This window comes from Sphingobium algorifonticola (genome assembly GCF_004005485.1).
Lineage (GTDB): Bacteria > Pseudomonadota > Alphaproteobacteria > Sphingomonadales > Sphingomonadaceae > Sphingobium > Sphingobium algorifonticola.
In genome coordinates this window covers 581,973-607,926 of record NZ_RZUL01000002.1, presented here as the reverse complement: position 1 = coordinate 607,926, position 25,954 = coordinate 581,973, and the positions used below count along the sequence as shown (strand labels likewise).

The window sequence follows — 25,954 nt, the reverse complement described above, 5'->3', positions numbered from 1 at the left end:
GCTTTCGCACGATGACCACCGGCCCCCTGCCCGCGCCTTTCCCATCCCCCGATGCCCCCGCCGACGCATTTCGCCGACGCCTTCCGCACGATCATCGTGGCGCCGAACCTGATGTGCTGCGCCCGCTGGTGGACCGGGCGCGGCAGAACCGGGCAGAGCGCGATGCCGCCATCGCACAGGCGCGCGCCTTGCTGACCGATCTGCGCGCGGCGCAAAGCGACGGCTGGGTCAACCAGTTCCTTCAGGAATATCGGATGAACACCGCCGAAGGCGTCGCGTTGCTGAGCCTCGCGGAAGCCTTTCTGCGCGTGCCCGATCAGGACACCGCCGACCAGTTGATCGCCGACAAGATCGGTGAAGGGGACTGGCGGGCGCACAGCGGCAAATCGCACAGCGGCCTCGTCAACAGTGCCACATGGGGTCTGGTGCTCGGCCGCGCGATGGTGAAGGAGGACAGCACCGCAGGTGTCCTGCGCAAGCTGATCGGGCGGGCAGGTGAACCGTTCGTGCGGACGGCGGTGGGCGCAGCCATGCGCCTGATGGGCGAAGTGTTCGTGATGGGCCGCACGATCGAGGAAGCGATCCGGCGGATGGACAAGCGCCAGCATCGCGGTTTCACCGCCAGTTTCGACATGCTGGGCGAAGGCGCGCGCACGTATGAGGACGCCGCCCGCTATTTCGATAGCTATGGCGCTGCGATCCGGCAGGTCGCGGCGCAGGGGGAGAAAGGCCACAGCGTCTCGATCAAGCTTTCGGCGCTGCATCCGCGCTATGAGGCGAGCCAGTCCTGGCGCTGCGTACCCGACCTCACCGAAATGCTGCTGACGCTGGCGCAGCAGGCGGCCGCCAGCAATGTGGCGCTGACGGTGGACGCGGAGGAATCGCAGCGGCTGGTCATGTCGCTCGACATCATAGAGGCCGTGGCGCGGCATCCCGATCTGCGCGGCTGGGACGGGTTCGGCATGGCGGTGCAGGCGTACAGCAAGCGCGCCCGCGCCGTCGTCGGCTGGGCCAATGCAGTGGCGCGCGATCGCGGCACGCGGCTTGCGGTGCGCCTCGTCAAAGGCGCCTATTGGGACAGCGAGATCAAATATACGCAAGAACGGGGTTTGTCGGGTTATCCGCTGTTCACGCGCAAGGCGGCGACGGATACGTCCTATCTGGCCTGCGCGCGCGACATGCTGGAGGCCAGCCACCTCTATCCCGCCTTTGCCAGCCACAATGCGCTGACCGTCGCGACCATCCTGCAATGGGCCGGCAGCCGTCGGGATTTCGAGTTCCAGCGGCTGCACGGCATGGGCGAAGGGCTGTACGAACGGCTGGTGCGCAAGGACGGCTATCACTGCCGCATCTACGCGCCGGTGGGCGGGCATCAGGATCTGCTGGCCTATCTGGTCCGCCGCCTGCTGGAAAATGGCGCAAACTCCAGCTTCGTGCATCAGTTGGCCGATGCCGATACGTCGGAAGAGGAACTGCTCGCCGATCCGGTGGAGAAGGTCGCGCGCGCGGGTGGCGCGCCGCATCCCGCCATACCCCTGCCCCGCGACCTGTTCATGCCGGAACGGGCGAACAGCGCGGGCGTGGACCTGGACGACCGGGATGTGCTGGCAGAGGTGATGGGGGAGGTTCGGGGGGATATTTCACATCCGTTCGCCCTGAGCCTGTCGAAGGGTCAGACTGAGCCGCAGGCGAAGTCCCTTCACCCCGTTCAGGGAGAGGCTTCGACAAGCTCAGCCCGAACGGATTTAGACATTGGAAACATCGCCCAATCCGCCCTCAACCGCGCTCACGCCGCCTTCCCCGCATGGGCGGCCACCCCGCTCGACGCGCGCGCCGCCTGCCTCGACCGCCTGGCCGATCTGATGGAGGCGCGTCGTGCCGACCTGATGGCAATCGCCTGTCAGGAAGCGTTCAAGACGATCCCCGATGCCCTTGCCGAAGTGCGCGAGGCCGTCGACTTCTGCCGCTATTATGCCGCGCAGGCGCGCACCGGGCTGGCTCCCGTCACGCTGCCGGGGCCGACGGGCGAGCGCAACGTGCTGCGCATGGAAGGGCGCGGCGTGTGGCTGTGTATCGCGCCGTGGAACTTCCCGCTCGCGATCTTCATCGGCCAGGTCGCCGCCGCGCTGGTCGCGGGCAATGCCGTCGTCGCCAAGCCCGCGCCGCAGACACCGCGCATAGCCGCCGCTGCGGTCGCGCTGGCGCATGAGGCAGGCGTGCCGCAGGATGCGCTGATATTGGCAACCGGCGGTGCGGATATGGGCAAGGCGCTTACCGCCGATCCACGCATCGCAGGCGTCGCCTTCACCGGATCGGTCGCGGCGGCCAAGGCGATTGCCCGCGCCCTGCTCGAAGGGCCGGAACAGCGCCCCATAGTACCATTGATTGCGGAAACCGGCGGCATCAACTGCATGATCGTCGATTCAACTGCGCTGCCCGAGCAGGTGGTCCGCGACATCGTGATTTCCGGCTTCCAATCGGCCGGGCAACGCTGTTCCGCGCTGCGCCTGCTGCTGGTGCAGGAGGAGGTGCTGGATCGCACGCTACACATGCTGAAAGGCGCGATGGATGCGCTGGTGATCGGCGACCCGACCGACAGCCGCACAGACATCGGCCCGGTGATCGACAAGGCGGCCTATGACCGGCTGATGGCCCATCGCAAGGCGCATCAGGCGCAGATCGTCCATTCGGTCGCCGTGCCGAAAAAAGGGCTGTTCGTGCCGCCGACATTGATACGGCTGGACGATCCCGCCCAGCTCGACCGCGAAATCTTCGGTCCGATCGTGCATGTCGCCACCTGGCGCGCCGGGACGCTCGACACGGTGATCGCGGCGATCAACGCGAAAGGCTTCGGTCTCACCATGGGCCTGCACAGCCGCATCGCGCGGACCGCAGCCACCGTGGAGGGGCTGGCGGCGGTCGGCAACCTGTATGTCAACCGGTCGATGATCGGCGCGGTCGTCGGATCGCAGCCGTTCGGCGGCGAAGGCCTCTCAGGCACCGGCCCCAAGGCAGGTGGGCCGCATTATCTCCACCGCTTCTGTGCCGAGCGGGTGACATCGACCGACACCACATCGGCGGGCGGCAATGCCAGCCTGCTGAGCCTTGAGGATGAGGGGTGAGTCTTGCCCTTATCATGACCCTCCCCTGAAAGGGGAGGTGGCAGGCGAAGCCTGACGGAGGGGGGTCCCGCTATCGATAGGGTGATACCCCTCCACCACCCGCTACGCGGGCGGTCCCCCTCCCCTTGCAGCGGAGGATTGAAGCACCACCCCCCTTGCATCGCCCGGCCAATTATGGCCCAATGCCGTAGGGCAATCCGGGGGCGGGACATGAGTATTGCGTGGGATACGACGGTCAGGTTTTTTCCGGGCAATCGCGAGCCGGGTTTTCGTTGCACCTTTCGCGGTTGCGTGGCGCTGTTCGCGGGCATGTCGCCGGAGGAACGCTTTGCCGCCTATGCCCGGTTCGAGCAGCCGGTTTTGATCGACGGACGGCATTTCGGCACCGAAATCGGGGCGCGGGACCTGGAAACGCTGGCGCGGCTGCTGGAGCGCGGGCTTCACTGAAGCGTTCGGCACGAAAGCGGCCCGGAAGGATGTGAGAGGCGTTGCGGCGCGCGGCATTGCCGCCTAAACGTCCCCCCATGTCCTATGCCCCCTATCCCGCGCTTCGCCTGCGCCGTACCCGCGCCGCAGCGTGGTCGCGCGCCTTGCATGCCGAACATCGCATCAGCCCGGCCGACCTCATCTGGCCGCTGTTCGTGACCGACGGCAGCGGCGTGGAGGAACCGGTCGGCAGCCTGCCGGGCGTCTCGCGCTGGTCGGTCGACGGGATCGTCACGCAGGCGAAGCTCGCCCGCGATCTCGGCATTCCCTGCATCGCCCTATTCCCCAATACGCAGCCTGACCGGCGCAGCGACGACGGGGCGGAGGCGCTCAATCCCGACAATCTGATGTGCCGGGCGATTCGTGCGATCAAGGATGCCGTCCCTGAAGTGGGCGTGCTGACCGACGTGGCGCTCGACCCCTATACCGCGCACGGACAGGACGGGCTGCTCGACGGGCACGGCTATGTGCTGAACGACGCTACGATCGACGTGCTGATCGGCCAGGCGCTGAACCAGGCGGCGGCGGGCGCGGACATCATCGCGCCCAGCGACATGATGGACGGGCGCGTCGGGGCAATCCGCGAGGCGCTAGAGGAAACGGGCCATCCCAATGTGCAGATCATGGCCTATGCCGCCAAATATGCGAGCGCCTTTTACGGTCCCTTCCGCGACGCCGTGGGCTCCGGCGGGCTGCTGAAAGGCGACAAGAAAAGCTATCAGATGGATCCGGCCAATGGCGAGGAAGCGTTGCGCGAAGTCGCGCTGGACCTGGAGGAAGGGGCCGACAGCGTGATGGTCAAGCCCGGCCTGCCCTATCTCGACATCGTGGCACGGGTGAAGGACGCCTTTGCCGTGCCGGTCTTTGCCTATCAGGTGTCGGGCGAATATGCGATGATCGAGGCGGCAGCGGCGGCAGGCGCAGGCGACCGCCATGCGCTGGTCCTCGAAACGCTGATGAGCTTCAAGCGGGCCGGCTGCACCGGCGTCCTGACCTATCACGCCCCGCTTGCCGCACGGCTGCTCCATGGCTGACGTCGTGATAGAAACGCCACGGCTGCTGCTGCGCGGATGGCGGCAGGCCGATGCCGCCCCTTTTCAGGAGATATGCAGCGACCCGCAGGTGATGGAGTATCTGGGCGAACCGATGACGCTGGCGGAAACCGAACTGGTGGTCAGCCGGATGCAGGCGATGCAGGCGCAGCTTGGCTATTGCTTCTGGGCGATGGAGCATAAGGAGACGGGCGCGCTGATGGGCTTTTGCGGCGTGAAGCCCGGCGCGATCGGCACGTCGATCGACGGGCAGCTCGAAATCGGCTGGCGGATGGCGCGCGCCTGGTGGGGCGCGGGCTATGCAAGCGAGGCGGCGCAGGCGGTCATCGACTGGGTGTGGGCCAATCTGAAAGTCGATTCGATCTGGGCGATCACCGCGCCCGCCAACCAGCGCAGCCAGGCGCTGATGCTGCGGCTGGGCATGGTGCGCCACCGCAAGCTGGATTTCCAGCATCCCGCCATGCCGCCCGGCGATCCGCTTCGCGCGCATGTGACCTACAGCCTGAACCGGCCGTCGGCCGTGCCGGAAGCCTGATGCACGAAGATTATCCGGGCGCCAGCATCGTGCCGCTGGCCGGTATTGCCCCGCGCATTCACCCCAGTGCCTTCATCGCGCCGGGATGCCGCATCATCGGCGATGTCGAAATCGGGCCGGATGCCAGTATCTGGTACAATTGCGTGGTGCGCGGCGACGTGAACCGCATCGTGATCGGCGCGCGGACCAACATCCAGGACGGCACCGTCATCCATTGCGATTCGGACAAGGATGGGGCTGGCGGCTATCCGACGATCATCGGCGCGGATGTGCTGGTGGGCCATATGGCGATGCTGCACGGCTGCACCCTGCTGGACCGCGCCTTCGTGGGGCTGGGCGCGATCGTGATGGACGGCTGCGTGATCGAGGGCGACGCTATGCTGGCCGCCGGCGCGATGCTGACGCCGGGGAAATGCGTCCCGCACCGCCAGCTATGGAGCGGACGCCCCGCCAAATATATGCGCGACCTGACCGACGCTGCGGTGGTGGGAATGCGTGAGGGTGTCGAGCACTATGTCCACAACGCCCGCGCGCACAAAGGTGCCGTCAGGGACCTGTAGAAATACGGGACGAAAATAAGCCGCGCATCCTGAGCTTGTCAAAGGACGTTTCTTTCTGTTCCCCTGCGAAAGCAGGGGGCCAGGGCCACAAGCGATAGCACCTCGATTACTGGACCCCTGCTTTCGCAGGGGAACAGTAAGGGCTCAAGGCTGGGCGAGCATGGCCTTCAGCGCATCGATACGGTCGTTCTGCGAATCGACAGCCGCGAGCGCGCGGGTGCGGGCGGTCTCCAGCGGGGTGAGGTCACCGCTCTGCGTCCCGTCGGCAATAGCGCTGGCCCGCGCGGTATACAGCGTGTCGAGCGCGGCGAGCGCCGACACGCTGTCGTTCCGTGCCGCTTCCAGACCGCTGATCGCCGCCTGTGCCGCGACCCACGGCTCGCTCGACACGGCAGCACCGCTGGCGGTCCGCGTAAGCCGCTCCGCCTCGCCATAGGCCTTGTCGAACATCATCGCTCCGGCGTCGGCCTGCTGCGCGAACCGTGCCGCATCGGCATCGGCCGCCACATCCGCCGGTGATGGGACAAGCGTTGGCGAAGGCTCCGGCGTTGCATAGTCGCGCGTTTCGACCGGGCGGCGCGCCAGCGAGGGATAGGGATTGGTATCGGCCACGCCCGCTGCACAGCCCGATAGCAGAAGCGCGAGCGAGGAAAGGAGCGGACGCAAGATCATCGCGCTGCATCTAGGGCGCGCCCGCCGTCGATGCAATGGCGGCCAGCCTGCCGCCATTGGCAGCGCGGGTGAAACGCCTTATCGGCAGGGGCATGCTGTCCAGCCTTCTTGCCATTTTGCCGGTGTTTCTGATCGTTCTGTCGGGCTTTGGCGCGAGCAAGGTAGGGATCATCGGCAGTGACGCCGCAAGCCTGCTCAATCGGTTCGTCATATGGATCGCGCTGCCCTGCCTGCTGTTCGACGTCGTCGGCACGACGGACTGGAATCAGATGTGGCATCCCGGCTTCGCCATCGCATCGCTGGGGGGCAGTTTCGCCGTGTTCGCACTCGGGCTGGTCGTCGGCAAAATGCGCGGGTTGCGCCTTGGCGACGTCGCGATAGACGGCATGAACGCCAGCTACAGCAATGCCGTCTTCATTGGCCTGCCGATGCTGACGCTGGCACTCGGCCCGGCGGCAAGGCCGCATGTGGTGGTGGCGGGCACGGTGACGCTGACCGCTCTGTTCGCCGCGGGCGTCATGCTGATCGAGGCGGACCGGGCGCAGGGCAACGGCATGGCACGTGCCGCATGGCGCATCCTGACCGGCATGGCGCGCAATCCGGTCATCGTCTCGCCGCTGGCAGGATTGCTCTGGTGGCTGACGGGGTGGCCGCTCGCCGCACCGGTCAAGCAGTTTCTGGAATTGCTGGGCGGCACCGCGAGCCCGGTTGCGCTGGTCGCGGTCGGCCTGTTCCTCAGCCAGCGCCCGCTCGTCGCAGCGGTGGTCAGCCCGGCGGTCTGGCTGCTGTCGTGCATCAAGCTGATCGTTCACCCGGCGATCACCGCGTTTCTGGCCTGGCGGCTATTGGCGCTGCCCAACGACATTGCGGTGACGGCCATTGCCATCGCGGCGCTGCCGACCGGCACCGGGCCGTTCATGATCGCGGAGTTCTACGCCCGCGACGGCAGGGTCACATCGGGCACGATCATGCTGACGACTTTGCTTTCAGTCGGGACCATCGCGGCCGTCCTGTTCCTGTTGCGATAGCGCCCGATAGCGGTCCTTTCTGCTCGCCAAAAAGGGGAGCCTGGCGGGCCAAGCCGGTTGACAGAACAGACTCAATCCAATAACGGGCCACTTTCCCGCGCGGGGTCTGTCGGGGCCATGCCTCTTGTTTCCGCGTCACGCAGTTTGGATTAGAAGAGAAAAGCCATGTTCGCAGTCGTGCGCACGGGCGGCAAGCAGTATCGCGTTGCCGCTGGAGACAAGATCGTGATCGAAAAGATCGCTGGCGAAGCCGGTGACACGATCACCCTGGATGACGTCCTGCTCGCCGGTGAAGGCAGCGACTTGAAGGACACCAAGGGACTGACCGTCTCTGCGGAAATCATCGCGCAGGCGAAGGGCGAGAAGGTCATCGTCTTCAAGAAGCGCCGCCGCCACAATTATCGCCGCAAGAACGGCCATCGCCAGCGCCACACGATCCTGCGCATCGTCGCGATCGGCGGCGAAGAGAAGAAGAAGGCCGCGCCCAAGAAAGCCGCCGCCAAGACCGAAGACGCAGCGGCTGCAGAAGCCTGAGCGCCTGAACGCAATTCGAGGAGTTTAGACAATGGCACATAAGAAAGCAGGCGGTTCTTCGCGCAACGGTCGCGACTCCGCTGGCCGTCGCCTTGGCGTGAAGAAGTTCGGTGGCCAGGAAGTCATCGGCGGCAACATCATCATTCGCCAGCGCGGCACCCGCGTCTATCCGGGCCGCAACGTTGGCATCGGCAAGGACCACACGCTGTTCGCGCTGACCGAAGGCCGCGTGGTATTCCACGATGGCAAGCTCGGCCGCAAATATGTGTCGGTCGACATGATGGCGGAAGCCGCAGAATAACAGACAACCTCCTGACACGGGGTCGTCCGCTTGGGCGCCCCGAAGAGGGTTTTTCGCAAGCGCGAAAGACCATCGGGTTGAGGGAAAACGGGGCGCCCCGAAAGGGTAGCGCCCCATTTTCATGTCTGGCATGTTTCAGGGCCTATCCTTTTCTTTTCCCTCGCAGATTTTCGCGGAACAACGGCTCGTCCCATGCGTCACACGGGCAGGCCTTTCCGAGAAGAGGCTGTCGCCAAGCCGTAACGCAATGCCTCTAGCGGCAAAGGCGTTGGGGCCGGTGACATAGAAGACGAGAGAGGATTACCCCATGTTTGCGCGTACCGATCGCTTGCTGCTGCGGCCCGGCTGGATGGAGGATGCGCCCGCCCTGGCGCAGGCCATCAACGACCCGGCGGTGCTGCGCAATCTGGAACATCCGCCCGCGCCCTATCGTCTTGCCGACGCAGAGGCGTTTCTGTCGCGGACGCAAGACGCACACCTGCCCAATTTCCTGATCTTCGCGCGTACCAAGGGTGCGCCGCGGCTCATCGGCGTATGCGGTATCCATGGGGGGGCGGAAGCCGGTACGCTGGAATTGGGCTACTGGATCGCGCGCCCTTATTGGGGCCTTGGCTTCGCGACGGAGGCGGGGCGGGCCGTGATGCAGATTGCCCGCGCCACCGGGCTGTCGAAAATCGCGTCCGGCCACTTCGCCGACAACCGCGCATCGGGCCACGTTCTGCGCAAGCTGGGCTTTCGCGAGACCGGCCGGATCGTGCCGCGCTACAGCGTGGCGCGCGGCGAGACCGTGCCGTGCGTACTGTTCGAAATGGACGAGGATGCCGACATGTCACGCAAGGACGTGGCGCTGGAACTGTACGACGATGAGGCACCGCCCCTGGCGGCATGATGATGTTCCTTCAGCTGTTCCCCGGCGAAAGCCGGGGTCCAGGGCGCTGAAGGATAGTCCTGTACGGCTCTGGCCCCGGCCTTCGCCGGGGAATGTGGGATGTATCGGCATCGCTATGAAGTCATGAACCGCGGGCCCGCTCGAACAGGATCAGCGCCGTCCCGTCATCATCGAGCCGGTCGCCACGGACGAAGCCGCATTTCTCGGCAACGCGGATCGAGGCTTCATTCTCCGGTTCGATGATGCAACGGGTGCAGGGCGCATCGACATGCGCGTCCGCCCAGCGCACGATCGCCTCCACCGCTTCGGTGGCTATGCCCCTGCCCTGCGCCGCCTGCGCCAGCGCCCAGCCGACCTCCGGCGCGCCTTCCAGCGCCGCAATGCCGCGCCGCGCCTCGATCAGCCCGCCTTCACCCAGAAAAGCGCCGGTCGCGCGATCCTCGAACACCCAGAAGCCATGTCCCAGCAACGCCCACTGCCCGGCATAGCGCAACAGCCGGAACCACACCGCCTGCTCCCCCTGCACCTGCCCGCCGATAAAGCGCACCGTACCGGGATCGCTCCACAGAGCGAGGCAGGCGTCGAAATCGGACAGGCGATGGGCGCGCAGAATGAGGCGATCGGTATGGAGGATGGGGGCGCTGGTCATCGCATGCTGATGCCGTTCGCGACGCCATCAGGTCAACGCCCCGCCTGCGCCTGATCGGCCGAACGCGCAGGATTATGTGGATAGCAGACCCAAGAGACTATATTCCTGCCCCTACAAACAGGAAGGGCATTGCGATGGCCGAGGGTCTTGAAACGGTATTTGCGGCATTGCGCGACATAATGCTGGAATCGGCTAGCGGAATGACCGTTTCAACCGATGAACCGGGCAATCTTGTGCTGAAGGCATCATGGACGGAGCCGGGTAAAAAGGATCTGGCCTGGTTCGGCGCGGTGCAGCGCAAGAAAAGCTACGTCTCTTATCACCTCATGCCGCTTTATGTGGTTCCGGCACTGGCGAGCGGCATCGGCCCGGATTTGCAGAAGCGGATGCAGGGCAAGAGCTGCTTCAATTTCAAGACAATCGACCCTGTGCTGTTCGAAGCTCTCGAAAGCATGACGCGCAAGTGCGCCGATGCTTATGCCGCGCCGGTTTCCGCAGCGCCGCATATTGGCCAGTCATAAGGGCTGCCGCTGGTCGCAAGCCTGTCAGGCCGCCACCGCCTCCGGCATCACCGCATCGGCATAATCGCTCGACGCCAGGGCGATGAGCGCGCGGTCATCGTGGTTCCACGGGTGGAAGCCGGGCAGGAAATAGCCGATCCATGCGCCCAGTATCTTGCGCACCATGCCCGGATTGCCAAAGGCGAACCACGCCATGTGCGCCCAGACGCGCGGGCCGGTCAGCCCGTCCTGCCGCAACAGTTCCAGAATACCGACCGTGCGGTGATGGAAGAACCGCTTGGTGACGAGCAGCATCAGCAGCGATTTGACCTTCCACCGCTTGAACCGCGACCAGTCCCGCGTGGCGAAGAGCCAAGTGTCGTAGGCGACGCCCTTGTGCTCGATCTCCTCGATAGCGTGCCAGCGCCACAGGACGCGCGATTCGGCATCCGCTTTGTTCAGATGGCGCGGGTTGGCAAGCAACTGATGCGCGAGGATGGCGGTGAAATGCTCCAGCGCCATGGTCGCGGCGAGATTGAGAATCTTTGGGCGGTCCTTGATCTCGTCCAGCGATCGGATCACGTCCGCCTCCAGCGCCGTGACATGATAGCCCGCATCGACCACGCGCCGGTTGAAGGCGACATGTTCGCGGCTGTGCAGCACTTCCTGCTTGATGAAGGCGTTGATTTCCTTCTGGAGAGGTTCCGGCGCGTCATCGCGAAAGGCACGGACGCTGTCGACGAAAAACGCCTCGCCACGCGGGAACGTGACTGACAGCGCATTATAGAACGCCGTGCCGACCGGATCGCCGCCCATCCACCAGCGTGCCTGCCGGTCACTCTCCGCCTGCGCCCGGCCGAAACGGCGGTCGCGCGGGGTGATCGACAAATCCTTCGGTGTGGGGGAAGCGATGCCGCGCGCCATGGTAATTTGCCTCATTGCTGTCTAACTGACATCATTGCAAATAGAGTTTACTTACACTTATGTCAATAGCACGCCGTCGCCTCAGCCCGCTGGAAAGCCGCACGGCCGCACTGGAGGCGGCGCGGGCCCTGTTGCTGGAAGCCGGGCCGCCGGCCGTGACGCTGAAGGCGGTATCCGCGCGAATCGGGCGCACCCACGCCAATCTGCTGCATCATTTCGGTTCGGCGTCGGGATTGCAGAAGGCGCTGGCAGGCTATCTGGCGGAGACGATCACCGCGACCATCGGCGAGGCGGTGCAGAAGGCGCGGCGCGGCGAGGCGGAACCCCGCGCGATCGTGGACCTGACGTTCGACGCCTTCGACAAGGAAGGCGCAGGCGCGCTTGCCTCCTGGATGATGGCGTCAGGCAACGAGGACGCGCTGGACCCGGTGGTGGAGGCGATCCACCGGCTGGTCGATGAACTGTCCGCCGGCGAACCCGATCGGCCCCGAATCGCCGAGCATACGCTCGCACTGGTGCTGAGCGCACTGGGCGATTCGATGATGGGCGCGCAGATGGCAAACGCGCTGGGCCTGCCGCGCACATTAGCGCGCGATCTGGCGACACGGACGCTGATCGCCGGTATGGGCGGGGAATAGCTGAGAAAGTCAGTACCACCCCGCCCCGTTCGGGCTGAGCTTGTCGAAGCCTTCTGCAGAGCGCGAGCGAAGCACGCTTCACTGCGTTCAGTGTAGCCCCCTTCGACTGCCCGCCTGCGGCAGGCGCTCAGGACAGGCTTCGACTTCGCTCCGGGCGAACGGATATAATCTGCGAATGTGGCAATTTGGCCCAAAGGTTTAATTTCCGGGCGAATGCCGCTAAGGGCCGCCCATGCATTTTCTTGATCAGGCAAAAATCTATCTGCGTTCCGGCGCAGGCGGCCCCGGTGCCGTCAGCTTCCGGCGCGAAAAATATGTCGAATATGGCGGCCCCGATGGCGGCAATGGCGGCAAGGGCGGCGACATCGTGTTCGAGGCGGTGGCCGGTCTCAACACGCTGATCGACTTCCGCTATACCCAGCATTTCAAGGCGCAGCGCGGCGCGCCGGGGATGGGCAAGAACCGCTATGGCGCAGGCGGCGAGGATCTCGTCATCCAGGTGCCCATCGGTACGCAGGTGATAGCCGATGACGAGGAAGGCACGATCCTGGCCGACTTCACCGTGCCGGGCGAGCGTGTCGTGTTCCTGCGCGGCGGCGATGGCGGGCGCGGCAACATGTCGTACAAGACCAGCACCAACCGCGCCCCGCGCCAGCATGGCACCGGCTGGCCGGGCGAGGAAATGTGGGTCTGGCTGCGGCTCAAACTGCTGGCGGATGTCGGCCTTGTCGGCCTGCCCAACGCAGGCAAGTCCACATTCATCAATCAGGTGAGCAACGCGAAGGCGAAAGTCGGCGACTATCCCTTCACCACCACCAAGCCGCAACTGGGCGTCGTCAGCCACAAGGGGCGCGAATTCGTGCTGGCCGACATTCCGGGCCTTATCGAAGGCGCGGCCGAGGGCGCGGGCATCGGCGACCGCTTTCTGGGGCATATCGAACGCTGCCGGGTGCTGCTGCATCTGGTCGATGCGACGCAGGACGATCCTGTGCAGGCGTGGCATATCGTGCAGGACGAGCTGGCCGCCTATGGCGCGGGGCTGGACGAGAAGCCGCAACTGCTGGCGCTCAACAAGGGCGACCTGTTGGGACCGGAACTGATGGAGGACATCGCCGCGCAATTGCGCGAGGCAGGCGCGGAAGATCTGTTCATCATTTCGGGCGGCACCGGCGCGGGGGTAAGCGACCTTCTCGACCGGGTGATCCCCGAACTGGGGCCGGAACAGCGCAGCGCCAGCCATTATCGCATGGATGTTGACCCGGAAGAGGATACGCCGGAGGAGGCGGAACCTTGGTCGCCGCTGTGATACCCCAGACGGAACAGCCCCTTACTCCGTTCGGGCTGAGCTTGTCGAAGCCCCACCCTGAACGCAGTGAAGGTGCTTCGCTTATGCTCAGCAGAGGGCTTCGACAGGCTCAGCCCGAACGGGATAAATGTTGTGCATAACAGAGCCGACGCTTCATTGACTCCCCCCGGCTTCCCCCCTGCCCGGTGCCGCCGCATCGTCGTCAAGATCGGCTCCGCGCTGCTCGTCGATCCGGCGGGCAATCCGCGTGAGGCCTGGCTGCGCGCGCTGGTGGCGGAAATCGCCGAACGACGCGCGGAAGGCCAGCAGGTCATTCTCGTGTCCTCGGGCGCGATCGCGCTCGGTGCCCGTCGCCTTGGCCTGGCCAAGGGCGGGCGCGGCAGCCTGGAAGACGCGCAGGCTGCCGCCGCCGTGGGGCAGATCGCGCTGTCGCAGGCATGGGCGATGCTGCTGGGCGAACGGGGCATCACCGCCGCGCAGATGCTCGTAACGCTCGACGATCTGGAAAACCGCCGCCGCTATCTCAACGCCTCGGCCACGCTGGAGCGGCTCTTGTCGCTGGGCGCGGTGCCGGTGGTGAACGAGAATGACAGCGTGGCGACCGCCGAAATCCGTTTCGGCGACAATGACCGGCTGGCCGCGCGGATCGGGCAGGCTGCTCGGGCGGACGCAGTTGTGCTGCTGTCCGACGTGGACGGGCTTTACACCGCCAACCCGCACGTCGATGCGACCGCGATGCTGGTGGAAGTGGTAGAACGAATCGACGCGCGGATCATGGCGATGGCGGACGGCGGCTCCGGCTCCGGCATGGGATCGGGCGGCATGCGCTCCAAGATCGAGGCGGCAAAGATCGCAACGGGCGCGGGCGCGCATCTGGCGATCATCTCCGGCCATGTCGAGAAGCCGCTGGACCATTGGGCGAAGGGCGGACGCGGCACGATTTTCCACGCCGCCGACGCCAAACGGGCGCGCAAGAGCTGGCTCGCCGGGCGGCTGACGACGCGCGGGCATATCCAGATCGACGCAGGCGCGGAACGGGCGCTGGGCAAGGGCAACAGCCTGCTGCCCATTGGCGTCAAGGCCGTTACCGGCAGCTTCGCGCGCGGCGATGTCGTGGACATCGTCGCGGAGGACGGGCGGGTGCTGGCGCGCGGCCTTGCCGAATATGACAGCGCCGACGCCGTCCGCATCGCCGGTCACCGCAGCGAGGATATCTCCGCCATATTGGGCGACATGCCCCGGTCCGCATTGGTCCATCGCGACCATATGGTGCTGCTGCACCCATGAGCGCGTTTCGACTGGCCGTGACCGGCGCGACGGGTTTCGTCGGCGCCGTAACCCTTGATCTTGCGCTCAAGGCGAAGATGAAGGTCCACGCCCTCACCCGCCAGCCGCAATTCCCGCGCAAGGGCGTGACCTGGACGCCCGGCGCGCTGGACGATCGCGACAGTCTGGAGCGGCTGATCGCGGATGCCGACGCGGTGCTGCATATCGCGGGCGTGGTGAACGCGCCCGACCGCGCCGGTTTCGCGGCGGGCAATGCCACCGGCACGATGCATGTCGTCGATGCGATGCGGCGCACCGGGGTCCGGCGCATCGTGCATGTCTCCTCGCTGGCCGCGCGCGAACCGCAACTGTCCGCTTATGGCTGGTCGAAGGAACTGGCCGAACGGCATGTGATGGCCAGTGCCCTCGACTGGACGATCGTGCGCCCGCCCGCCATCTACGGGCCGGGCGACAAGGAAATGCTCGATCTGTTCCGCATGGCGAACAAGGGGCTGGTGATGCTGCCGCCGGGCGGGCGGCTGTCGGTCATCGAAGTCAGCGATCTGGCGCGCCTGCTGCTGGCGCTGGTGCAGGAGCGCAGCGAAAGCCTGGCGCAGATATATGAAGTGGATGACGGGACACCAAGCGGCTGGAGCCATGTCGATTTCGGACAAGCCATCGGCAGAGGCTTGGGGCGCGACACGGTCCGCACGCTCGCGGCACCACGCTGGATGATGAACGTCGCGGCGGTCAGTGATCGGATGATCCGCGGACGCAAGGCGAAGCTGACGCAGGATCGTGTCGCCTATTTCTGTCATCCCGACTGGGTATCGCGGCCCGAGTTGGCGCCCCCTGCGCGTCTGTGGACGCCGAAAGTCGCGACGGGCGAGGGATTGGCCGCCACAGCGAAAGCCTATCGCGAGAAGGGGTGGTTATAGCCCTCCGGGACTCCCTATCCCGTTCGGCCCTTCGACAAGCTCAGGAGAGCCTGTCGAAGCCTTCTCCTGAACGCAGTGAAGGGACTTCGTCTGCGGCTCAGCAGAACCCTTCGACAAGCTCAGGGCGAACGGATGTATGGAAGATCAAACCATCCGCCCCGTCGCCATCTCACCCAGGAATGCGAGGAAACTCAGCACCAGCGCCCCCAGGAACAGCCGGTAGGCATAGCCGAGAAAGCGATATTTCTTGCGCTGGAGCACTTGCCCGTTCTGATGGATGTCGCGCAGCATGACGCGATAGAGCGCCTCGTCGTCGTGCAGCGTGTCGACGATGCGGTCGGCGAAATCCTTCTCACTCATGCTGGTGAATATGCCGAAGAACAGGATGTTGGCATCCTCCCCCACCGGCCCCTCGACATGCGTGACCTTGGGCAGGACGGAGAGGATGGCACAAGTCGCGGCAAGGAACGCGCCGGTCGCAAGGATGGCGATCGGCAGGATCATCTGCCCCGACCGCAATTGCCCGATCGACAAGGTGAAAACCACGAATGCCGCCCCCATCAGCATGTTGGCCTTCTGGTCGGCCATCTGGCTGAGCTGCAATGTGGAGGCCATGGTCGTGCGGACAAGATGGATCGCATTGGGGGCCAGCACCCGCCGCTGCGTCGCCGCTGTCCCCGGCGCGGGATGCATGCCGCCGTCCTGTGCCATTGCCACTTTCCCCTGCTTTTGCCGCGAACCATTGCATCTTGTGCACAATGCGGCAAGGTCACGCCCGATTGCCGCCGTATTCGCTTGCCAAAGAGCGCAGATACAGCGCAGAAAATCGCGCCATCCAACGCCGGAAAGACGAGAAAAAATGACGGATCGCCAGACTATCTTCGCGCAGGTCGCGGAACAGATCGCCCCCTTCAACAAGAAAGGCGTGGCGCTGAACGAAGGCACGACCTTTGCCGGGGATCTGGAATGGGACAGCCTGACCGTCATGGATTTCGTCGCCGCGATCGAGGATGATTTCGACATTCTCATCACCATGAACATGCAGGCCGAGATCGAAACCGTCGGCCAGCTTGTCGATGCCATCGTCAAGCTCAAGGGCTGAAGGAACCATCATGAGCCTCGCTGCACAGACCGCCAACGACGCGCAGACCCCCGCCGAAGTGCCCCAGGCGCGCGACCTGTTTTCGAAGTTCGATCCGCTAATCGCCGAGCGCGAGGCGCTGATGGCGACGGGGGTGCGCGATCCCTTCGCCATCGTCATGGACGAAGTGAAATCGCCGACGCTGGCCGTCATCAAGGGCAAGGACACGATCCTGCTGGGCACGTACAATTATATGGGCATGACGTTCGACCCGGACGTGATCGCCGCGGGCAAGCAGGCGCTTGACGATTTCGGTGCGGGCACAACCGGCAGCCGCGTGCTCAACGGCACTTATCAGGGGCACAAGCAAGTCGAGGCGGCGCTGCGCGAGTTCTACGGCATGGACCATGCCATGGTCTTTTCGACCGGCTATCAGGCGAATCTCGGCATTATCTCCACCCTCGCGGGCAAAGGCGATTACATCGTCCTTGATGCCGACAGTCATGCCTCGATCTATGACGGCTGTTTCCTGGGCAACGCCGAAATCGTCCGCTTCCGTCACAACAGCGTCGAGGATCTGGATAAACGATTGGGGCGATTGCCAGCCGACGCGCAGAAGCTGGTCGTGCTCGAAGGCGTCTATTCGATGCTGGGCGATATCGCACCTTTGCCGGACATGGTGGCGGCAATCCGCAAACATGCCAACTGCATGATCCTGGTCGATGAAGCGCATGGTATGGGCTTTTTCGGCCCCAATGGCCGTGGCGTCTACGAGGAGCAGGGCGTCGAGGCAGACGTCGATTTCGTCGTCGGTACATTCTCCAAATCGGTGGGCACGGTCGGCGGTTTCTGCGTGTCCAATCATCCCAAGTTTGACGTGATGCGCCTTGTCTGCCGTCCTTATGTGTTCACCGCCTCGCTGCCCCCCAGCGTCGTCGCGACCGCCGCGACCTCGATCCGCAAGCTGATGCACGCGCAGGACAAGCGCGCCCATCTTTGGGAAAACAGCCGCCGCCTGCACGGGGCGCTCAAAGCCCTGGGCTTTACGCTTGGCACCGATACCCCGCAGTCGGCGATCATCTCCGTCATCCTGACCGACCAGACCCAGGCCGTGGCCATGTGGCAGGCGCTGCTGGAGCTGGGCCTGTACGTCAACATGGCGCGGCCGCCCGCCACGCCGACCGGCACCTTCCTGCTGCGCTGTTCGCTCTGTGCGGAACATAGCAGCGATCAGGTGACGCAGATCATCGCGATGTTCAAGGCGGCAGGCAAGGCGACCGGGGCCATTGCCTGACCGGATACGGCGCAGGACCTTCCCCCGATTCGCGTTCTGGACTATGAAGGCGCGGAACGGGAGGTTGCCGCTTGACCGAAGACGAACTGCCAAAGACCAGGCGTGTGCTGCGCAACGTGGTGGCGGCGGCGATCGGATTGCCGCTGGTCACCGCACTTGCCGCCCTGCTGTATTTCGCGACCATCGCCAGTAACGACCGGGACACGGCACTGGCCGAACAGCAGCACAGCTTCGAAGTCATCGTGCTGGCCAACCGGCTCGATGCTTCGATCGCGAAGTCCGAAACCACGCTGGCCCGCTATGTCATCAGCCTTGATCCCGACATCGGTCGGCTGTTCCAGTCGCAATGGCGCAGCGCGTCGGCGGAACTGGACGCGCTGGTCTTCGCCACCCGCAGGAGCTCCTGGCAGAAGGATGCCATAAACGGTCTGCGCGACGCTTTCGTGGACCGCGGCAAGATGCTGAGCGAAATCGGCCTGCGGACCACCTACGACCAGAAACTGGGGGCGCTGGCGCAATTCCATCAGGCTGGAAAGGCGGAAAACCTGAAGGCCATCAACGCGCGGCTGGACGCGATCATAAGGGCGGAGAATGCCCGCCTTGCCGAGCGGAGTACCGCAGCCAATCTGGCCGGGGCGCGTAGCGAACGGGTCAGCCGCACCTATATGCTTATCGGCCTGGTCATTCTGGTGGGGGCGTTGTGCGCGGCATGGGCGGCGATGTCCGCCTGGGCCGACCGGCGCAATGCCCGCCGCCTGGCCGATGCCGAAATGGTGCGCGCGGACCGGCTGGAGGCAGCCGTAACGGCGCGCACCGCCGAGTTGCGCGATGCGAACGCGCGATTGAAACAGGAGGCGGCCGAACGCGCCGCTGCCGAGGAAAGCCTGCGCCAGATGCAGAAAATGGAGGCTGTCGGCCAGTTGACCGGCGGCATCGCGCATGACTTCAACAATATGCTCGCGGTCGTGTCCGGCGGGCTGGAACTGGCGCGCCGCAAGCTGCACGAAGACCCCGCCAATGCGCAACGGCACATCGACAACGCCATGGAGGGAGCGAATCGCGCCTCGGCCCTGACCCGTCGCCTGCTGGCCTTTGCCCGCGCCGAGCCGCTGTTGCCTGCACCGACCGATCCCGATGCGCTGATCCGCGACATGAGCGACTTGATCGACCGAACGATCGGCGACCAGATCACCGTGACGATCGATACGGGCGCATCAGGCTGGGCGATTTTCGTGGACCGGCACCAGCTTGAAAATGCGATCCTGAACCTGTGCGTCAATGCGCGTGACGCCATGGACGGGCGCGGCACGCTGACCATCGCCACCGCGCAGGCGACGCTGGCCGAGCACGAAATCGGCGAATGTGCCGGTGGTGATTATATTTGCCTGACCGTCAAGGACAGCGGGTGCGGCATGGATGCCGACGTCCTGCAGCGCGTGTTCGAGCCGTTCTTCACCACCAAGCCGGTCGGTCAGGGCACCGGTCTTGGCCTCAGCCAGATTTTCGGCTTCGTGCGGCAATGCGATGGCGAAATCCGCATCCTCTCGACGCCCGGCGAAGGCACGCAGGTGGACCTGTTCCTGCCGCGCAAGCATATGACGGCGCAGCAGGCCGCGACCATGGCCGCGACGCAGGACATCGTGGAAACAACCGATCTGCCGCCGACGCGCATATTGGTGGTGGAGGATGATCCGCGTGTCCTTTCCCAGTCGATGGATGCGATCGCGGAGCTGGGCCACTTGCCCATCGCCTGCCCCCATGCCAGCGAGGCGGCGGCCATGCTGGAGCGGCACGGCGACGTCGGCCTGATCGTCAGCGACGTGCTGATGCCGGGGATGACCGGACCGGAGATGATCGCGAGCCTGCCGGATGCCTATCGCGCCGTACCGGTGCTGTTCGTCACCGGCTATGCAGGGGACATCGACAATGCGACGATGTTCGAGGGGCATCAGGTGCTGCGCAAACCCTATACGCTGGCGATCCTGGCGCGCGCCATTTCGGACGCCATCAAGGCGGGGCCGGATTTGCCTAGCGCACCGCACCAGACCGAAACAGCGCAGGCAGCAGAGTGATGGCACCCAGCAGCGGCCAGCGCCGCTGCCACGGCTTGATGACAATCTGCGTGCCTGCGTGGCGGTTGATCTTCCACGCCAGATAATCGATCCCGCCCGCGAAAGTGAAACTCGCCTTGGCGAGGCGAGCTACCGACAGCCATTTCCCGCGCCGCTGAAGCCTGCGCCAGCGTTGTTCAGCGGCGGCCGGTGACAGAGCATTGGGGACCCCACCGTTCGGTCCGACACCCATATCCTGCGCGATCCGCATCAGAGCCGCTTCGCCGAAGCGGTCGTATCGGTAGGGGTCCGAATCGACGATGGACACTGATCTTCCGGCCTTTTCCGCACGCAATTCTGCATTGTAGGTGCGCGCGAACCCGGTTTTCCAGATATCGGCCGACGTGAAATCGGTATCGGGCGGCAATATGGGCAGGGTGAGTTGGAAGAGCGCGGGTATTGCGCGCGATACCGCCGCGACAGCCTTTTCCCGCGCAGCCTCATCCGCCGACCATAGCAGTCGGCTCGGCTGGGCGAAGCGCGCCCATACCGAGACATTGTCCGCCTCCATCCCGCACAGGCGATGGAAATCCGCTTCGCTCAGAACCGCATATTTGGAAATCAGCCCGTCATGTTCGAACGGAAAGACATTGGGCGGGATCAGCGCATTGGCGCGCGCCAGCCAGCTTTTGCCGTAAGCGGCGCGATAGTCCGACACGATCAGGTAGAAATCGAGCATCAGTCCATCGAGATTCGCTTCCCGCAGGCAGGAACCGTAGAACAGCACCGCCCGCGCCGCCCCCGGATAGCGCGCGGCCAGCGCCGCCGCCATGGTCACCGCGCGCGGATCGGCAGGCAGGGCGAGTTCTTCCGCGACGAGGGTGGAGAGGGATTGCGACATTCAGACTTTCACCGTTCGCCCTGAGCGAAGTCGAAGGGCCAAACCGAGCAAATAGCGAGGTGCCTTCGCTTGCGCTCAGGCGCAGGCTTCGACACGCTCGGCCCGAACGGAAATAGAATATATCCTCTCAGGCCGCCAGCCGCAGGAACGGCACCGGCGCGGTGGAGCGCAGGACGATCGGATAGCCCTCGTTCGCCTCGAAGATTTCGCCATCCAGAATGACGCTGCTGCGATCGCCTTCGATGCGGATCGTGTCGCCCTGTTCCAGATGGATGCCCTGCATCTTGCGCGTGCCGAACCGGCCCAGCAGCGCGGCGCCCAGCATGCGCAATACAGCCGGCCCATTCTGGTCCACAGCCATCAGCTTCATCGATCCGCGCGGCGTATTGGCGGAACGCGCGCCCAGCAACAACCGCTCCAGCGTCGTCACGATCAGCACAGCGAAACGCCCGGCGAGTTGGCCGTCGCGGATGAGCGAAATGGAGACGGGGCGCGACACCGGCGGCATGAACTTGCCCTTGATCCCGAACAGCACCGAAAAAACAACGGCCAGCGCCGTGAGCGCGTGGCTGATGCTGTTGGGCAGGCCGAGCGGATAAATCTTGTTCCGGCAATAGAGGATATAGTCGGCCAGACCCGCGCCACCCAGGAACATGCCGAGCACCGGGCGGCTGCCCGCCTGTCCGTTGGACAGCGCGATCAACTCGCGCACCACGACATGGTCTGTAACCCCCGTCTTGGCAATATGCACGATCCGTTCCAGCGCCTTCACGGGATCGCCATGAATGCCAAGGTCCAGCGCGATCAGGTTCGTCTTGCCATTGGGCAGCACCGCGATCGGCGGCACCTTGCCGTTGAAATGCGCGCCCTGATAGAGTTCCGTCAGCGCGGCCTGCACCGTTCCGTCGCCGCCGTTGATGACGATGACGGCGGGATTGACGCGGGCGATCGTCTGAAGCGCCCGGCCGATCTGGTCGACGCTCTCGACTTCATAATGGAAGATGTCCGGATTGGCCGCGCAATAGGTGCGGACACGCGGCAACGTCTGCCGGTTCCCCGTGGACTGGGGGTTGGACAGAAGCGCGACGCATGCCATGGAAACCGGCCCCTTTGCGGATCAGGCGCCCAGCGGCTTGAAGCTCAAGCCCTGAACATAATTGAGGACGACGCGAATCTCGCGGGTGGCGTTGCCGACGGCGAATTGCGTCTTGGCGAGGTCCGGCTTGCGCTTGAACGCCAAATCGGTGAGGCTCACTCTGGGGTTGCCCGAAAAGCCGCCGCCGTCCGATCGGTCACTCTTGCCCGATCCGTTCGCGTCGTGCCGCACATACAGCGCATAGTTGCCCGGCTTGGGCACGGCAACGCAGACATCGAGCGGGCCGGAACGTGGCACGGCCAGTTCGATACGCTCGACATATTGCCGCTTTTCCAGGAAAGTCTTGGGATTGGCCTCGTACAACTGCACGCGCAGCATGCCGGTCCGTGCCTTCAGCCCCTCGACATGGACAAGCACGGCAGAGGCATTGCGCGCGCAGGAACTGGCATGCGGACCGATCGCCTGCGCCGTTACCGGAGCTGCGGCAGCCCCAAGCACCAGCAGCGACGCAGCCAAAGGCGCGGCACCTGTCCGGAACCCGTTGCGGGGCAGCACTTTCAACATGACCAACACACTCCTGCCAGCTATAGCGCCTGTCTGGCTTGCGCCGTACCTGCGCCATCCCTGTTCGCCCGGACTGTGATATGGGCGGGGTTTGCGGCCAAATCATGGTGATGGAACGACCATATATTGAAAATGCTGAGCGCCACTGACCGATATATTGCCCGGCTCATCGCCGTTCCGCTGCTCAGCACGCTCGTCATCGCTGCGATGCTGCTGGTTCTGGACAAGATGCTGCGTCTGTTCGACTTTGTCGCGGCCGAAGGGGGCCCGGTCAGCGTCGTATGGCGAATGCTCGCCAACATGATACCCGAATATCTCTCGCTTGGCATCCCGATCGGCCTGATGCTGGGCATATTGCTGGCATTCCGGCAGCTCGCGCTGTCATCGGAGCTGGACGTGTTCCGCGCGATCGGCATGAGTTACGGGCGGCTTCTGCGGGTGCCTTATATGTATGCCATCGGCCTTGCGCTCATCAATCTGGCGATCGTCGGTTTCGTTCAGCCTTACGCCCGCTATGCCTATGAAGGGCTGCGGTTCGAGCTGCGATCGGGCGCGCTAGGCGCCTCGATCAAGGTGGGCGAGTTCACGACCCTGGGCAAGAAAATGACGCTGCGGATCGAGGAAAGCCGCCAGAAAGGCACCGATCTCCACGGGATATTCGTGCGCATATTGGGCAAGGACGGGCAAAGCCTGGCGGTGACGGCGGCAAGCGGCACCTTCCTTGCCACCGATGACCCCGACGTCATCATATTCCGTCTGCGCAACGGCGTGCTGGTCAACAACGCGCCGCAATATACAGCGCCGCGCATCCTGAGCTTTTCGAGCCACGATCTGCCGATCGATCTGCCGCAGATCGAGCGGTTCCGCGGTCGCGGCGACGCCGACCGGGAGCTGACGCTGCCCGAGCTGGTACGGGTCGGTAAAACCACCAGCGACCGCGAATTGCGCAGCGAAGTGCGCGCCAATTTCCATTTCCGCATGGTTGAGGTGGCGATGATGCTGCTGCTGCCGCTGGCCGCGCTCGCCTTCGCCATTCCGCCCAAAAGGTCAACGTCTGCCTTGGGCGTGTTCCTCTCGATCGTCTTCATCGTGACCTATCACAAAATCAACGAATATGGCGAAGCAGTCGGCGCGCTGGGCAGGATCGACCCGCTTGTTGCCCTGTGGGTGCCGTTCCTGGGTGTCGCCGCGCTGATCCTGTGGATGTATCATGTCGTGGCGCACCGCCCGGGTGGCCAGCCGATCGGCGCGCTGGAAATTGCCTTTGCCAAGATCGGCAAATGGATCGGCGCGCGCCTGCGCCTCGGCAAGCGCCGCAACACAGCGGTGGCGCGGCCATGATGCTGCAATTCTTTCCGTCGAAGCGGCTTGCGCTGTATATGGGGCGGCTGTTCCTGGTGCGCACCTTTGCCGTGCTCGCATTGCTGGTGATCGTGCTCCAGACGCTCGACTTGCTGGGCGAATCGGGCGACGTGCTGGCCTATCCCCGCAACGGCAATGCGCAGCTTCTCCATTATGTGATGCTGCGCGCGCCGCAGATCATCGCGCGTTTCCTGCCCTTTTCGGTGCTGCTGGGAACATTGGTGACGCTGGCGACGCTCAACCAGAATAGCGAAATCATCTCGATGAAGGCGGCGGGGCTTTCCGCGCATCAGATCCTTGCGCCGCTGATCGTCGTCGCGCTGGGCATTTCGATCGTCAGCTTTGTGTTCAACGAACGGATCGTGGCGCGGGCCTCCGCTTCGCTCGACGCATGGGCGGCCGTGGACTATGGGCCACCCCCGCGCGACAGCGGCGTCAAGACGAACGTATGGGTGCGCGACGGCAACAATCTGGTGTCGGCAGGAATCGTCGGCGGGCGCGGCGCGAACACCCTTTTGCGCAATGTCGAGATTTTCAACCGCGTCAACAACAGCCTTATCAGTATCTATCAGGCACCGCGCGGCCGCTACGACGCGCAAGGCGGCGGCTGGATATTGGAGCAGGCACGCGCGTTCGATGTCGCGCAAGGCACTTCGCGCCCGCTTGGAACGGTGCGCTTCGGGCGGGATATCCGCCCGGACCAGTTCACGCTGGCGCGGGTGGATGCCAATGGCCTGTCGATCGGTGCGCTGGGCACCGCCGTGTCCGACCTGAAGGACGCGGGCCGCCCGACTGCGGCGCTGGAAGGCGCGCTATGGCACAAGGTATCCGGGCCGCTTTCCGCCCTGCTGATGCCGCTGCTCGGTTCCGTCGCCGCTTTCGGACTGGCGCGTTCCGGCAAGCTGTTCATCCGCGCGGTGATCGGCATGTCGCTGGGCTTCACCTATTTCGTGGCGGACAATTTCGCCTTAGCGATGGGCAATCTGGGGGCCTATCCGCCTCTGATGGCCGCATGGGCACCGTTTCTACTATTCCTGCTGGTGGGCGAAACGGTACTGGTACGGACGGAGGAATAAAACCTACCGTATTCCCATCGTACTCCGCGCAATTTTGCCCAGCAGCGGCCCCATACCCGCATAGTTCGCCCGGCCATACGTCTGCGCGATGTCCAGCGCCGCCGTCATCCGGCGATGCGCCTTACCCAGCGCATGATAGGGCACGCTTGGCAACAGGTGATGCAGCGCGTGATAGCGCAGGCCGACCGGTGCCCAGATTTCCGCAATCCAGCCCGGCGGCGGCACGTTGACCGAATCGAGATATTGCGCCGTCACCGTCATCGCATCGCCGTCATTCTCCCACAGATGCGCGACCAGTGTGCGCAACTGGTTAATGACGGTCATCGCCGAATGAATAGCCATATAGGTCAGTAGGGGTCGCCAGCGGAAGGCGAACACGCTGGCCACGAGCGCCAGCGCGAACAGACTTGCGCCTGCCTCCTGCCATATCCATTGCCGCCGCAATTCTCCTTCAGCCGGGCGACGGCGAAAGGCGGGGTTGATCGAAAGCGCCGAATATTGCGCCTCCACGGCAGCGCGAAGCGGCGGGATCAGCAGCGACAGCGGCGTCAGTACGCCAAAACGCAGGATCAGCCCAACCGGGGCCAGCATCGCGATCAGCACGAACAAGGGCAGCGACCAGGGCTTCATCAGGGCAAGCGGCAGATATTCAGGATCGTTCGCCGTCCCATAGCGCGTGCGCGCATGATGCAGGGTATGCACCCCTTCGTACATGAAGGACGGGATCATCAGCGGCACACCGATCAGCGCATTCCAGGCGAAGCGGAAGCCCGGCAGTACGCCTTTGCGGATGTGCGTCAATTCATGGATGAAGCTCGCCGCGCGATACAGCGCCAGCATCGCGACCAGACCGCTCAGCAGCACCGCTCCAGTCCCATCCAGCAAAATCGCGCCTGCCAGCCCCGCATAACCAAGCGCCGTCGAAAGCAGGAAATCGGGCCAGTAGATGCGCGGATTGGCCGCCGCATATTCGCGGTTCAGATCGGCGGCAAAGCGCAGCATGGCGGCATCGTCGGGCACCGGCACACTGCGGCGCTCCGCCATTATGGCGGCAGGCGGCACGGCAATCGATTCATACTTCGTCATGCAGTTCTCCTACCGGCCAAATGCGGGCAGTTCGTGGCAGCAC

At 64.6% G+C, this 25,954-nt stretch carries 27 protein-coding genes; 19 read left to right on the top strand and 8 right to left on the bottom strand.

Annotation, left to right across the window (positions count from 1 at the left end):
* The first annotated feature begins 11 nt into the window (after positions 1-11).
* The 5 genes from putA to ENE74_RS07985 all read left to right on the top strand — a co-directional run bounded on the left by putA (position 12) and on the right by ENE74_RS07985 (position 5,755).
* Positions 12-3,122 carry a bifunctional proline dehydrogenase/L-glutamate gamma-semialdehyde dehydrogenase PutA gene (putA, locus tag ENE74_RS08005; RefSeq protein ID WP_127690332.1) on the top strand — a complete coding sequence of 1,037 codons (3,111 nt, stop codon included), beginning with the start codon at positions 12-14 and terminating at the stop codon, positions 3,120-3,122.
* 210 nt (positions 3,123-3,332) lie between these two features.
* Positions 3,333-3,569, top strand: coding sequence for a hypothetical protein (locus ENE74_RS08000; RefSeq protein WP_127690331.1), 237 nt, complete (start codon positions 3,333-3,335; stop codon positions 3,567-3,569).
* Positions 3,570-3,646: 77 nt separating this feature from the next.
* On the top strand, positions 3,647-4,642 hold the full coding sequence (gene hemB / locus ENE74_RS07995; RefSeq protein WP_127690330.1) for a porphobilinogen synthase: 996 nt from the start codon (positions 3,647-3,649) through the stop codon (positions 4,640-4,642).
* Positions 4,635-5,195: a GNAT family N-acetyltransferase gene (locus ENE74_RS07990; protein ID WP_241241888.1), complete on the top strand. Its 561-nt coding sequence runs from the start codon at positions 4,635-4,637 to the stop codon at positions 5,193-5,195. Before hemB ends, ENE74_RS07990 begins: the two co-directional genes overlap by 8 nt.
* Positions 5,195-5,755 carry a gamma carbonic anhydrase family protein gene (locus tag ENE74_RS07985; protein WP_127690329.1) on the top strand — a complete coding sequence of 187 codons (561 nt, stop codon included), beginning with the start codon at positions 5,195-5,197 and terminating at the stop codon, positions 5,753-5,755. The genes ENE74_RS07990 and ENE74_RS07985 overlap by 1 nt, the downstream gene beginning before the upstream one ends.
* 144 nt (positions 5,756-5,899) lie before the next feature.
* Here the strand turns inward: ENE74_RS07985 and ENE74_RS07980 are convergent, their stop codons facing one another.
* The gene (locus tag ENE74_RS07980; protein ID WP_127690328.1) at positions 5,900-6,427 is read right to left on the bottom strand and encodes a hypothetical protein; all 528 of its coding nucleotides are present in this window, start codon (positions 6,425-6,427) and stop codon (positions 5,900-5,902) included.
* 92 nt (positions 6,428-6,519) lie between these two features.
* Between ENE74_RS07980 and ENE74_RS07975 the strand changes: the two genes are divergently transcribed.
* The 4 genes from ENE74_RS07975 to ENE74_RS07960 all read left to right on the top strand — a co-directional run bounded on the left by ENE74_RS07975 (position 6,520) and on the right by ENE74_RS07960 (position 9,179).
* A complete protein-coding gene (locus ENE74_RS07975; protein WP_164847409.1) occupies positions 6,520-7,455 on the top strand; it encodes an AEC family transporter in 936 nt (311 codons plus the stop codon).
* A 165-nt stretch (positions 7,456-7,620) separates the two neighbouring features.
* Positions 7,621-7,989 carry a 50S ribosomal protein L21 gene (gene rplU, locus ENE74_RS07970; protein ID WP_127690326.1) on the top strand — a complete coding sequence of 123 codons (369 nt, stop codon included), beginning with the start codon at positions 7,621-7,623 and terminating at the stop codon, positions 7,987-7,989.
* A 31-nt stretch (positions 7,990-8,020) separates the two neighbouring features.
* Positions 8,021-8,290, top strand: a complete 270-nt coding sequence (gene rpmA / locus ENE74_RS07965; RefSeq protein ID WP_127690325.1) for a 50S ribosomal protein L27 — start codon at positions 8,021-8,023, stop codon at positions 8,288-8,290.
* Between the two features lie 307 nt (positions 8,291-8,597).
* Positions 8,598-9,179, top strand: a complete 582-nt coding sequence (locus tag ENE74_RS07960) for a GNAT family N-acetyltransferase (RefSeq protein ID WP_127690324.1) — start codon at positions 8,598-8,600, stop codon at positions 9,177-9,179.
* A 121-nt stretch (positions 9,180-9,300) separates the two neighbouring features.
* Here the strand turns inward: ENE74_RS07960 and ENE74_RS07955 are convergent, their stop codons facing one another.
* Complete coding sequence (locus ENE74_RS07955; protein WP_127690323.1) at positions 9,301-9,828, bottom strand: GNAT family N-acetyltransferase; 528 nt, start codon at positions 9,826-9,828, stop codon at positions 9,301-9,303.
* A 134-nt stretch (positions 9,829-9,962) separates the two neighbouring features.
* On the opposite strand from ENE74_RS07955, the gene ENE74_RS07950 reads away from it, so the two are divergent.
* Positions 9,963-10,349, top strand: coding sequence for a hypothetical protein (locus ENE74_RS07950; RefSeq protein WP_206517665.1), 387 nt, complete (start codon positions 9,963-9,965; stop codon positions 10,347-10,349).
* A 24-nt stretch (positions 10,350-10,373) separates the two neighbouring features.
* On the opposite strand, the gene ENE74_RS07945 is transcribed toward ENE74_RS07950, so the two are convergent.
* Positions 10,374-11,267 (bottom strand): metal-dependent hydrolase, encoded by an 894-nt coding sequence (locus ENE74_RS07945; protein ID WP_420902570.1) that lies wholly within the window; start codon positions 11,265-11,267, stop codon positions 10,374-10,376.
* A 44-nt stretch (positions 11,268-11,311) separates the two neighbouring features.
* Between ENE74_RS07945 and ENE74_RS07940 the strand changes: the two genes are divergently transcribed.
* From ENE74_RS07940 to ENE74_RS07925, 4 genes are all read left to right on the top strand, one after another.
* Positions 11,312-11,890, top strand: coding sequence for a TetR family transcriptional regulator (locus tag ENE74_RS07940; RefSeq protein WP_127690321.1), 579 nt, complete (start codon positions 11,312-11,314; stop codon positions 11,888-11,890).
* 232 nt (positions 11,891-12,122) lie between these two features.
* The gene (gene obgE / locus ENE74_RS07935; protein WP_127690320.1) at positions 12,123-13,196 is read left to right on the top strand and encodes a GTPase ObgE; all 1,074 of its coding nucleotides are present in this window, start codon (positions 12,123-12,125) and stop codon (positions 13,194-13,196) included.
* Between the two features lie 156 nt (positions 13,197-13,352).
* The gene (gene proB / locus ENE74_RS07930) at positions 13,353-14,483 is read left to right on the top strand and encodes a glutamate 5-kinase (protein WP_127690319.1); all 1,131 of its coding nucleotides are present in this window, start codon (positions 13,353-13,355) and stop codon (positions 14,481-14,483) included.
* On the top strand, positions 14,480-15,400 hold the full coding sequence (locus tag ENE74_RS07925) for an NAD-dependent epimerase/dehydratase family protein (protein ID WP_206517664.1): 921 nt from the start codon (positions 14,480-14,482) through the stop codon (positions 15,398-15,400). The genes proB and ENE74_RS07925 overlap by 4 nt, the downstream gene beginning before the upstream one ends.
* 144 nt (positions 15,401-15,544) lie before the next feature.
* On the opposite strand, the gene ENE74_RS07920 is transcribed toward ENE74_RS07925, so the two are convergent.
* On the bottom strand, positions 15,545-16,111 hold the full coding sequence (locus ENE74_RS07920; protein WP_241241887.1) for a Pycsar system effector family protein: 567 nt from the start codon (positions 16,109-16,111) through the stop codon (positions 15,545-15,547).
* A gap of 148 nt (positions 16,112-16,259) precedes the next feature.
* Here ENE74_RS07920 and ENE74_RS07915 point away from each other — a divergent pair, with 148 nt between their 5' ends.
* From ENE74_RS07915 to ENE74_RS07905, 3 genes are all read left to right on the top strand, one after another.
* A complete protein-coding gene (locus ENE74_RS07915) occupies positions 16,260-16,502 on the top strand; it encodes an acyl carrier protein (RefSeq protein ID WP_127690318.1) in 243 nt (80 codons plus the stop codon).
* A gap of 10 nt (positions 16,503-16,512) precedes the next feature.
* Positions 16,513-17,775 carry a serine palmitoyltransferase gene (spt, locus tag ENE74_RS07910; protein ID WP_127690317.1) on the top strand — a complete coding sequence of 421 codons (1,263 nt, stop codon included), beginning with the start codon at positions 16,513-16,515 and terminating at the stop codon, positions 17,773-17,775.
* 71 nt (positions 17,776-17,846) lie between these two features.
* The gene (locus tag ENE74_RS07905; RefSeq protein WP_241241886.1) at positions 17,847-19,847 is read left to right on the top strand and encodes an ATP-binding protein; all 2,001 of its coding nucleotides are present in this window, start codon (positions 17,847-17,849) and stop codon (positions 19,845-19,847) included.
* Here ENE74_RS07905 and ENE74_RS07900 read toward each other — a convergent pair.
* The 3 genes from ENE74_RS07900 to ENE74_RS07890 all read right to left on the bottom strand — a co-directional run bounded on the left by ENE74_RS07900 (position 19,804) and on the right by ENE74_RS07890 (position 22,387).
* Complete coding sequence (locus ENE74_RS07900; protein WP_127690316.1) at positions 19,804-20,727, bottom strand: hypothetical protein; 924 nt, start codon at positions 20,725-20,727, stop codon at positions 19,804-19,806. The two genes, ENE74_RS07905 and ENE74_RS07900, sit on opposite strands and share 44 nt — an antisense overlap.
* A 127-nt stretch (positions 20,728-20,854) precedes the next feature.
* Entirely contained in the window at positions 20,855-21,823 is a 969-nt protein-coding gene (locus ENE74_RS07895) for a diacylglycerol/lipid kinase family protein (protein ID WP_127690315.1), read from the bottom strand.
* Positions 21,824-21,844: 21 nt separating this feature from the next.
* A complete protein-coding gene (locus ENE74_RS07890) occupies positions 21,845-22,387 on the bottom strand; it encodes a DUF2141 domain-containing protein (RefSeq protein ID WP_127690314.1) in 543 nt (180 codons plus the stop codon).
* Between the two features lie 132 nt (positions 22,388-22,519).
* On the opposite strand from ENE74_RS07890, the gene lptF reads away from it, so the two are divergent.
* Complete coding sequence (lptF, locus tag ENE74_RS07885; RefSeq protein ID WP_127690621.1) at positions 22,520-23,728, top strand: LPS export ABC transporter permease LptF; 1,209 nt, start codon at positions 22,520-22,522, stop codon at positions 23,726-23,728.
* Positions 23,725-24,825, top strand: coding sequence for an LPS export ABC transporter permease LptG (gene lptG, locus ENE74_RS07880; RefSeq protein ID WP_127690620.1), 1,101 nt, complete (start codon positions 23,725-23,727; stop codon positions 24,823-24,825). The genes lptF and lptG overlap by 4 nt, the downstream gene beginning before the upstream one ends.
* Positions 24,826-24,828: 3 nt before the next feature.
* On the opposite strand, the gene ENE74_RS07875 is transcribed toward lptG, so the two are convergent.
* A complete protein-coding gene (locus tag ENE74_RS07875) occupies positions 24,829-25,869 on the bottom strand; it encodes a fatty acid desaturase family protein (protein WP_127690619.1) in 1,041 nt (346 codons plus the stop codon).
* Positions 25,870-25,954 lie beyond the last annotated feature (85 nt).

Excerpts from the sequence above, each read along its gene's own strand:
- rpmA (WP_127690325.1), top strand. The coding sequence starts at position 8,021 with ATGGCACATAAGAAAGCAGGCGGTTCTTCGCGCAACGGTCGCGACTCC.
- ENE74_RS07890 (WP_127690314.1), bottom strand. The coding sequence starts at position 22,387 with ATGTTGAAAGTGCTGCCCCGCAACGGGTTCCGGACAGGTGCCGCGCCT.
- ENE74_RS07945 (WP_420902570.1), bottom strand. The coding sequence starts at position 11,267 with ATGAGGCAAATTACCATGGCGCGCGGCATCGCTTCCCCCACACCGAAG.
- ENE74_RS07960 (WP_127690324.1), top strand. The coding sequence starts at position 8,598 with ATGTTTGCGCGTACCGATCGCTTGCTGCTGCGGCCCGGCTGGATGGAG.
- lptG (WP_127690620.1), top strand. The coding sequence starts at position 23,725 with ATGATGCTGCAATTCTTTCCGTCGAAGCGGCTTGCGCTGTATATGGGG.
- ENE74_RS07980 (WP_127690328.1), bottom strand. The coding sequence starts at position 6,427 with ATGATCTTGCGTCCGCTCCTTTCCTCGCTCGCGCTTCTGCTATCGGGC.
- rplU (WP_127690326.1), top strand. The coding sequence starts at position 7,621 with ATGTTCGCAGTCGTGCGCACGGGCGGCAAGCAGTATCGCGTTGCCGCT.
- hemB (WP_127690330.1), top strand. The coding sequence starts at position 3,647 with ATGTCCTATGCCCCCTATCCCGCGCTTCGCCTGCGCCGTACCCGCGCC.
- obgE (WP_127690320.1), top strand. The coding sequence starts at position 12,123 with ATGCATTTTCTTGATCAGGCAAAAATCTATCTGCGTTCCGGCGCAGGC.
- ENE74_RS07985 (WP_127690329.1), top strand. The coding sequence starts at position 5,195 with ATGCACGAAGATTATCCGGGCGCCAGCATCGTGCCGCTGGCCGGTATT.
- ENE74_RS07940 (WP_127690321.1), top strand. The coding sequence starts at position 11,312 with ATGTCAATAGCACGCCGTCGCCTCAGCCCGCTGGAAAGCCGCACGGCC.
- ENE74_RS07920 (WP_241241887.1), bottom strand. The coding sequence starts at position 16,111 with ATGGCACAGGACGGCGGCATGCATCCCGCGCCGGGGACAGCGGCGACG.
- ENE74_RS07875 (WP_127690619.1), bottom strand. The coding sequence starts at position 25,869 with ATGGCGGAGCGCCGCAGTGTGCCGGTGCCCGACGATGCCGCCATGCTG.
- ENE74_RS07955 (WP_127690323.1), bottom strand. The coding sequence starts at position 9,828 with ATGACCAGCGCCCCCATCCTCCATACCGATCGCCTCATTCTGCGCGCC.
- ENE74_RS07900 (WP_127690316.1), bottom strand. The coding sequence starts at position 20,727 with ATGTCGCAATCCCTCTCCACCCTCGTCGCGGAAGAACTCGCCCTGCCT.
- ENE74_RS07975 (WP_164847409.1), top strand. The coding sequence starts at position 6,520 with ATGCTGTCCAGCCTTCTTGCCATTTTGCCGGTGTTTCTGATCGTTCTG.
- lptF (WP_127690621.1), top strand. The coding sequence starts at position 22,520 with ATGCTGAGCGCCACTGACCGATATATTGCCCGGCTCATCGCCGTTCCG.
- ENE74_RS07895 (WP_127690315.1), bottom strand. The coding sequence starts at position 21,823 with ATGGCATGCGTCGCGCTTCTGTCCAACCCCCAGTCCACGGGGAACCGG.
- putA (WP_127690332.1), top strand. The coding sequence starts at position 12 with ATGACCACCGGCCCCCTGCCCGCGCCTTTCCCATCCCCCGATGCCCCC.
- ENE74_RS08000 (WP_127690331.1), top strand. The coding sequence starts at position 3,333 with ATGAGTATTGCGTGGGATACGACGGTCAGGTTTTTTCCGGGCAATCGC.
- ENE74_RS07925 (WP_206517664.1), top strand. The coding sequence starts at position 14,480 with ATGAGCGCGTTTCGACTGGCCGTGACCGGCGCGACGGGTTTCGTCGGC.
- spt (WP_127690317.1), top strand. The coding sequence starts at position 16,513 with ATGAGCCTCGCTGCACAGACCGCCAACGACGCGCAGACCCCCGCCGAA.
- ENE74_RS07950 (WP_206517665.1), top strand. The coding sequence starts at position 9,963 with ATGGCCGAGGGTCTTGAAACGGTATTTGCGGCATTGCGCGACATAATG.
- ENE74_RS07990 (WP_241241888.1), top strand. The coding sequence starts at position 4,635 with ATGGCTGACGTCGTGATAGAAACGCCACGGCTGCTGCTGCGCGGATGG.
- ENE74_RS07915 (WP_127690318.1), top strand. The coding sequence starts at position 16,260 with ATGACGGATCGCCAGACTATCTTCGCGCAGGTCGCGGAACAGATCGCC.